A 6,289-nucleotide genomic window follows, 5' to 3' on the forward strand; every position below is an offset into this window, starting at 1 on the left:
TGTAACCCAGCTTCCCTGACTTATTCCAGAACCATCATACAAAAGAAGCATTTGAGCAACTTCACCTTTAAAAGCCACGACTTCTGCCGCCTTAGGTACACCATTAGGAGTTTCAATAAAACATAAATCACCTATTCTTAATCCTGGAAGCTTTGCTTCAACAGTTAATCCAAGTAATTTTGATACTGTACCTTTATATTTAAAGAGTTCAGTATTGTTTAATATATTCAGAGTTTTGTCTTTAATAAACTCTACAGTATTTTCTTTGTCCTGCTGAAGCATAGAAAACCCCGATTAGTGTTTTAACCAAATGCATAATCACCACTATATTCATTTTCACCGATTGTATCAACAGATTCCACTCTAATATCAGGTATTAATTCACTGTATGATATAACTACTACTGTTGGTATGTGTCTTTCAAGCAGTTGGTAAAGTGGAAGCCTTATTCTCGGTGAACACAGAATAACAGGTTGTCTGCCAATACTCTGATGGGCACGCATTAGCGTTGAAGCAGAAATCTCTATTAATTCTTGAATTTGAAGAGGATTTAATAAGAACATAGTGCCAAGTTCTGTTCTCTGACAAGAATCATCCAGTGTTCTTTCCCACTCAGAAGACAAAGTTATAGTATATAGAATTTTATCTTCTGTGGTATGACTTAAACAAATTTGTCTGCCAAGCGCAGCACGCAATCTTTCTGATAAAATATCAGGTTCTTTGGAAAATCTTGCAAAATCACACAATCTCTCAAATATAAAAATGATATCTTTAATAGAAACTTTCTCTCTAATAAGATTAACAAATATTTTACGCAGATCACTAGTTGAAATTATAGCTGGGACAAGATCATTAACTAGAGTAGGATCCTGACTCTTAACTAATTCCATTAATTTTAACACGTCAGTCTTAGTCATTACTTCATCAACATACTTACGCACAGAATCTTGTAAGTGTGTAACCACAACATCTGTTGGATCTGCAGTAGTTACAGCATTTTCTTCAAGTTGATCAGGTCTAAGCCAATAAGCTTGAGTTTGATAAGTAGGTTCAACAGCAATGATAACATCATCTGGTAATGGATATCCCATAGAATCCCATTGATCAGCCAAGACCATAAATCTATCAGGATAGACAAAACCTGTAGCAACAGGATTATTACGTATAGAAATCAAGTATTCAGTTTGTTCTAAAGCACTGCTATCCATAATTCTGATGTTAGGAATAATATAACCATATTCATCCGTCATTCTCTGACGTAATGCAGCTATTTTAGCTAAAAGTTGTCCTTCCTGCTCTGGATCTGCAATTTTTATTAATCCTGCACCAACCTGTAAGCTTAAAATATCAACTCCAAGTCTTTCATACATTCTATTAGGATTAACAAGGTCCTGCATATTTTGTTTTACATTTTCCAATTGACCCATTTGCTGTTGAACATCATGAGAAATAAATACCATAAATCCAGCTACAATGAGTCCTATGGTAAACGCACCAAAGAAATACCAAGGAAGTCCTGTTATGCTGCTTGTTACTGTGATCAAAAATAGGAAAGCCGCTGAAAATATTAAGCTATAAGGTTTGCTCATAATCTGAGCAGATAAATCTCTGGCCAAACTGGTGCTTGTAGAGGTAGACCTTGTCATAACAATACCACTAGCTAATGCCATTAATAGTGAGGGTAGCTGTGCTGCAAGACCATCACCCACTGTTAACTTAGTAAAGGTAGTAACAGCATCTTCAAGTGGCATCCCCATCATTAATATTCCGACAATCAAGCCACCGACAATATTAATTATAGTAATTATAATACCGGCAATGGTATCCCCTTTTACAAACTTCATAGCACCATCCATGGAGCCATATAAACTGGATTCTCTTTGGAGATCATCACGTTTTCTTACTGCTTCTTCAGGGGAAATAAGTCCCGAGTTAAAGTCAGCATCAATAGCCATCTGTTTACCAGGCATAGCATCAAGAGCAAATCTTGCAGCTACTTCAGCAATACGTTCTGAACCTTTTGTGATTACCATAAACTGTACTACAGTAATAATTAAAAAGATTACAAAACCAACTACCATATTACCACCGGTAACAAAGTTACCGAATGATTCGATAACTTTTCCTCCATCAGCTTCTGACAAAATCAAACGGGTAGCGGCAATACTAAGCACAAGCCTAAACATTGTACCTATCAGGATTATTGACGGAAAAGCGGATAACTCAAGTGGCTTTTGCACATACAAGGCAATCATCAGCAAAATAACACCAATGGTTATATTTAAACTTATTGCGAAATCAATAAACCACTGAGGCACCTTGATTATAAGGATAACAACCAGAGCAAGTATAAATAACCCAAGGGCTATTTCACTCACTGCCGGCATTGGTGTTTGGGGTCTTGCCAAAACTTTTCTCCTTATAGTCCAGCTTCAAAAGCCTTTTTAAGTATTTCCAATTGAGTCGAAAACTTTGCATCAACCATACCATTATTGGTTTCAACTATGCAACTTCCAGCCTCAACCTCATCATCATCAATTACCACTATTTTAGTACTTTTATTTCCATAAGGAAACATTTTAGGCATATTTTCCTTAACTATTTGTGCGTCAATAGGATTTATCTTAATAATGATATTAGATTCATCCTTTCCAACTCCTTTTAAAGTTTCTGAAACAATATTTAATACTATTGTTTCATCACATGCCACCTCAGTTTTAATGATTTTTTCAGCTACTTTTATAGCTATAAAAGCAATATCAGAAGATACTTCTTCTAAAGCTCTTTCTTTTGCATTCAAGAAATCTGCTATTGAGAGGCCAAATTTTCTCAACTCTTCTTTAGCCTGAGCAAGTCCATACTCAAAACCTTCTTTAGCTGCACGTTCTTTAATAAGATTAGCTTCCTCATGCGCTCTTGATATTAAATTTCTATCATCAATGCGTCTATATCCTCTTCTTCTATCCCCTCTACGTCTTTCCTGACGCTCCTGGATAGTAAAAGAGTGCTCCCTTTGACTATTTTTAGGCAAATTCTGCTCATTATTAGTCGAATCATCGCCTTGATTATTACCTTTTTTACCTTTTTTAATTATCATTTTTATACCAGGTTTACTTAAATAATTATATTAAAGATTTTTATGCAGGAAGTTTGGATTTAATGTAATTGGTAATTATACTAGAAACTTGCGAAGAAAACTCAACAGGGATATATGCTGTAGGAATATCTACCAGACAATAATCAACATAATCTTTGATTTTCTTTCTCTCAAATTGCACTACCTTTTTAATCTCCAGCTCCGTAAACTGCTCTTTTAGGCTCATAATATTGTTAGATTGAGAATATATATGTCTTTTTATTGAAGACATATTACGTTTGAAATCCTTTAAAAATTGATCAATAAGCGCAGGATCTACTTTACTTTCAAGATCCGGTATTTGCATAAACATTTTTATTTGCTCAGCTTCTTGTGAACCAAGAGCTGATAAAATCTTGTCTTTCTTAGTATCTGACAAGGTTTTTAATAATAAAGCAATAGATGCATATTTAATGGTTTTCTTTTCTTCATCTACAGACATTTGAGGATTATTTTGCTCACTTTGTGCCATTTGATCTATGTTTGAATGAGCCATAACCCCCGTTAAATCTTGCTCATTAATCTTACCGGATTTAATAAGCTCTCTTAAACTCTTTTCATAACTTGCTGCCACTTCCTGCTCAACCATGGATATAGCTTGATCTTGAGGAATACCTGCTGATTGAGTATTTTTGGCTTTCTCAAATATAGCAAATGCAACATCTTGTAATATTTGATCCCAACAATCCTGCGGAACTCCAGCACGTATAGCATCTATACTTTTATGAAAAGTCCATTCGCCAATAAATTGAACTATTATACTAGCTTGATTAGCATCAAAATTAATATTAGGATCCTGATTAAGAGCATTACCAGCTAAAATGCAAAATTGGTAAACCTTGTTTACCACATATTGCTTTTGTTCATCAGTTAAGTCTTGAGGAATAACTTGCTGGGCTTGCTGTGCTAAGCTTTGCCCAAATTCCTGCGGATTGAAATTTGATATTGTCATACACTATCTCCCCTTATTCACTACTTTCAATCCAGGTCTTTAATGTTTTTGCAAGTTCTTTTTCGTCCGATGTTTCTACGATATTACCTTTAATATCTGTAAGGGTTTCTTGCAGCGTAGATATTGCAGGTTGAGGTTGATTTACAGTAATAGAGTTCTGTAATTGCTGATGCATGTCTTGTAATTGAGCAGCTCTATTATTAGCTTCTTTAAGCATATTTTCCTGAGCAGCAGTTCTTTGGATTAGATGATCAATTTCCTCTTGTTGCTTAAGCGCAGCAACCTTTGATCTTCCGGCTATAAAGACTAATCCTAATATCATTAAAACACTAAATATTGCAGCAAAAAGCCACCATGGATTTCCTGATTCCTCAATTGGAATCTGAGGAGGTCTTTCAGGAGATAAAAACGAAGAACTACTTACATCAGAAAAAGCTATTTTTACATTACTTGCTTTAACTTTAGGACTTGCAGCTCTTGCTACTAATTCTTTTAAATCATTTACAGGCGTATCCATCGGAATAGCAGCTTTATCAAGCGTAACTGCAATTGATATTTCTTCAATCATGCCAGGATTTTTAACTTCAGAAATTTGCGTTCTACCAACACCATATTGAACTTCTTCAGCAGTTCTTCCATAGTTCCTATCAGATGCAGAATCGCCTGCTACAGGCAGACCTCCTGGAACGTAGGAACTGACAGCTGAACTATATTTATTTACATCTGATGATCTGTCACCTAAACTTTCTCTAAATCTTTGTGAATTTAAAACTGAAGATTGTTTTGGATTATATATTATTTTACTAGCTTCAAGAGGTGCTTCTCTTAGATAAGTACTTACTGTTACTACGTAATTTCCTTTACCAAGTAAACGATCCAACTGAACCATGACCTTATTTTTCATATATTGATCTTTTTCTTCAAGCAAAGTCAGCATATCCTCTTCAGGACCCATTAAACTTGAATATACACTACCGTTAGTGTCAGTTATAGATATATTTTTTGCTTCTAATCCTTGTACACTACCCATTAACAAATTAGTAATTGTTCTTATTTTGTCACGGTCTAACTTATCTTCTCCATTTGAATCTTCTCCAGGAGGAGGAAGAGTCACCTGCACAGTAGCTGTAATAGGCTTTTGCATAGAAGCGAACATAGTATTTTCAGGGATAGAAACAAATACTGAAGCATCTTCAATAGGATGAATTTTCTTTATTAATCTTGCTAATTCACCATTAATTGCTCTGGCAAGTCTAATTCTTTTATCTTCTCTTGAAGACTGAAAATCCCCTTTATCAAATATTTCAAGGCCGATATTTTTATCCATAATACCACTTCTTACAATTGTAAGAAATGCTCTATCTCTTTGACCTCTGGTAGTACTTTTATCAAGAATAAGTGCAGATTTTGAACCTTCTGCTTCTCTATCAACCTTAATCCCTTCTCTTGCAAGTAGCGATTGAATTTCCAGAGCTTTACCAAGATTATCTGTCATAAGTAAAGTGCGTTCATACTCTGTTTTAAGCTTTTCATCTTCAACCTTTTTTTCTTCACCACCAAATTTGCTGCCAAAAACAATTGCCAGGATGATTATTAGAACTACACCACCTATAATTGCACCTAATGCCGCCTTATTTTGCAATAATTTGTCCATAGATACTCAATCACTTCTTTCTCATCTTTAAAATTAAAGGTTTAGATAATCAACATTAACATATAATATTTTATACCTGAATCGATATAACTTTCTCATACGCTTGTACTACTTTTGATGTAATTTGAGTAGCAACATTTATACCCAATTCAGCTTTTGATATTGCAATCATTACATCATGGATGTCAGCACCATTACCAAGCATAGCATCCTGCATTACCTGATCAGGAGCTTTTACTGTGCTATCCAGTTCTTTAACCATTCCTGTTAAAACTTCTTTAAATTGAGGAACTTCAGGAGACGTACCCATAGCATTCAAACGCATTGGATTTTGGAATGTATTTAATTTAGTTTCTGCTATGTCTTCTCTTAGTTGTACTTTAGGAATATAGTGATTATTCATAATTAAGCTCCTTCAGCTTTTTGACTTAAATAATTAGAAAGAATGTTTTTTACATAGTTTTGGGTTTCTTTAAATGGCGGTATGCCACCATATTTATCAACATTACCACCACCCGCATTATATGCAGCAAGGGACAATACGAGA

General features: G+C 34.7%; 5 protein-coding genes and 2 pseudogenes (2 of these 7 only partly in view). All 7 read right to left on the bottom strand.

From position 1 onward, the window contains the following. Nucleotides 1-246: pseudogene (locus tag A2255_04110) on the bottom strand (hypothetical protein); it reaches 1,017 nt to the left of the window's first position. A 56-nt stretch (nucleotides 247-302) separates the two neighbouring features. Continuing rightward, complete coding sequence (locus A2255_04115; GenBank protein ID OGI18468.1) at nucleotides 303-2,387, bottom strand: hypothetical protein; 2,085 nt, start codon at nucleotides 2,385-2,387, stop codon at nucleotides 303-305. A 32-nt stretch (nucleotides 2,388-2,419) separates the two neighbouring features. Then, entirely contained in the window at nucleotides 2,420-3,097 is a 678-nt protein-coding gene (locus A2255_04120; GenBank protein ID OGI18450.1) for a hypothetical protein, read from the bottom strand. A 40-nt stretch (nucleotides 3,098-3,137) separates the two neighbouring features. After that, nucleotides 3,138-4,088, bottom strand: coding sequence for a hypothetical protein (locus tag A2255_04125; GenBank protein OGI18451.1), 951 nt, complete (start codon nucleotides 4,086-4,088; stop codon nucleotides 3,138-3,140). A gap of 13 nt (nucleotides 4,089-4,101) precedes the next feature. Continuing rightward, entirely contained in the window at nucleotides 4,102-5,742 is a 1,641-nt protein-coding gene (locus A2255_04130; protein OGI18452.1) for a hypothetical protein, read from the bottom strand. A gap of 70 nt (nucleotides 5,743-5,812) precedes the next feature. After that, complete coding sequence (locus A2255_04135; GenBank protein OGI18453.1) at nucleotides 5,813-6,145, bottom strand: flagellar hook-basal body complex protein FliE; 333 nt, start codon at nucleotides 6,143-6,145, stop codon at nucleotides 5,813-5,815. A 2-nt stretch (nucleotides 6,146-6,147) separates the two neighbouring features. After that, nucleotides 6,148-6,289 (bottom strand): annotated as a pseudogene (locus tag A2255_04140) (hypothetical protein) (it continues 440 nt past the right edge of the window).

It is taken from the genome of Candidatus Melainabacteria bacterium RIFOXYA2_FULL_32_9 (genome assembly GCA_001784615.1).
In the GTDB taxonomy this organism is placed as follows: Bacteria; Cyanobacteriota; Vampirovibrionia; order Gastranaerophilales; family UBA9579; genus UBA9579.

Excerpts from the sequence above, each read along its gene's own strand:
- A2255_04115 (OGI18468.1), bottom strand. The coding sequence starts at position 2,387 with ATGCCGGCAGTGAGTGAAATAGCCCTTGGGTTATTTATACTTGCTCTG.
- A2255_04120 (OGI18450.1), bottom strand. The coding sequence starts at position 3,097 with ATGATAATTAAAAAAGGTAAAAAAGGTAATAATCAAGGCGATGATTCG.
- A2255_04125 (OGI18451.1), bottom strand. The coding sequence starts at position 4,088 with ATGACAATATCAAATTTCAATCCGCAGGAATTTGGGCAAAGCTTAGCA.
- A2255_04130 (OGI18452.1), bottom strand. The coding sequence starts at position 5,742 with ATGGACAAATTATTGCAAAATAAGGCGGCATTAGGTGCAATTATAGGT.
- A2255_04135 (OGI18453.1), bottom strand. The coding sequence starts at position 6,145 with ATGAATAATCACTATATTCCTAAAGTACAACTAAGAGAAGACATAGCA.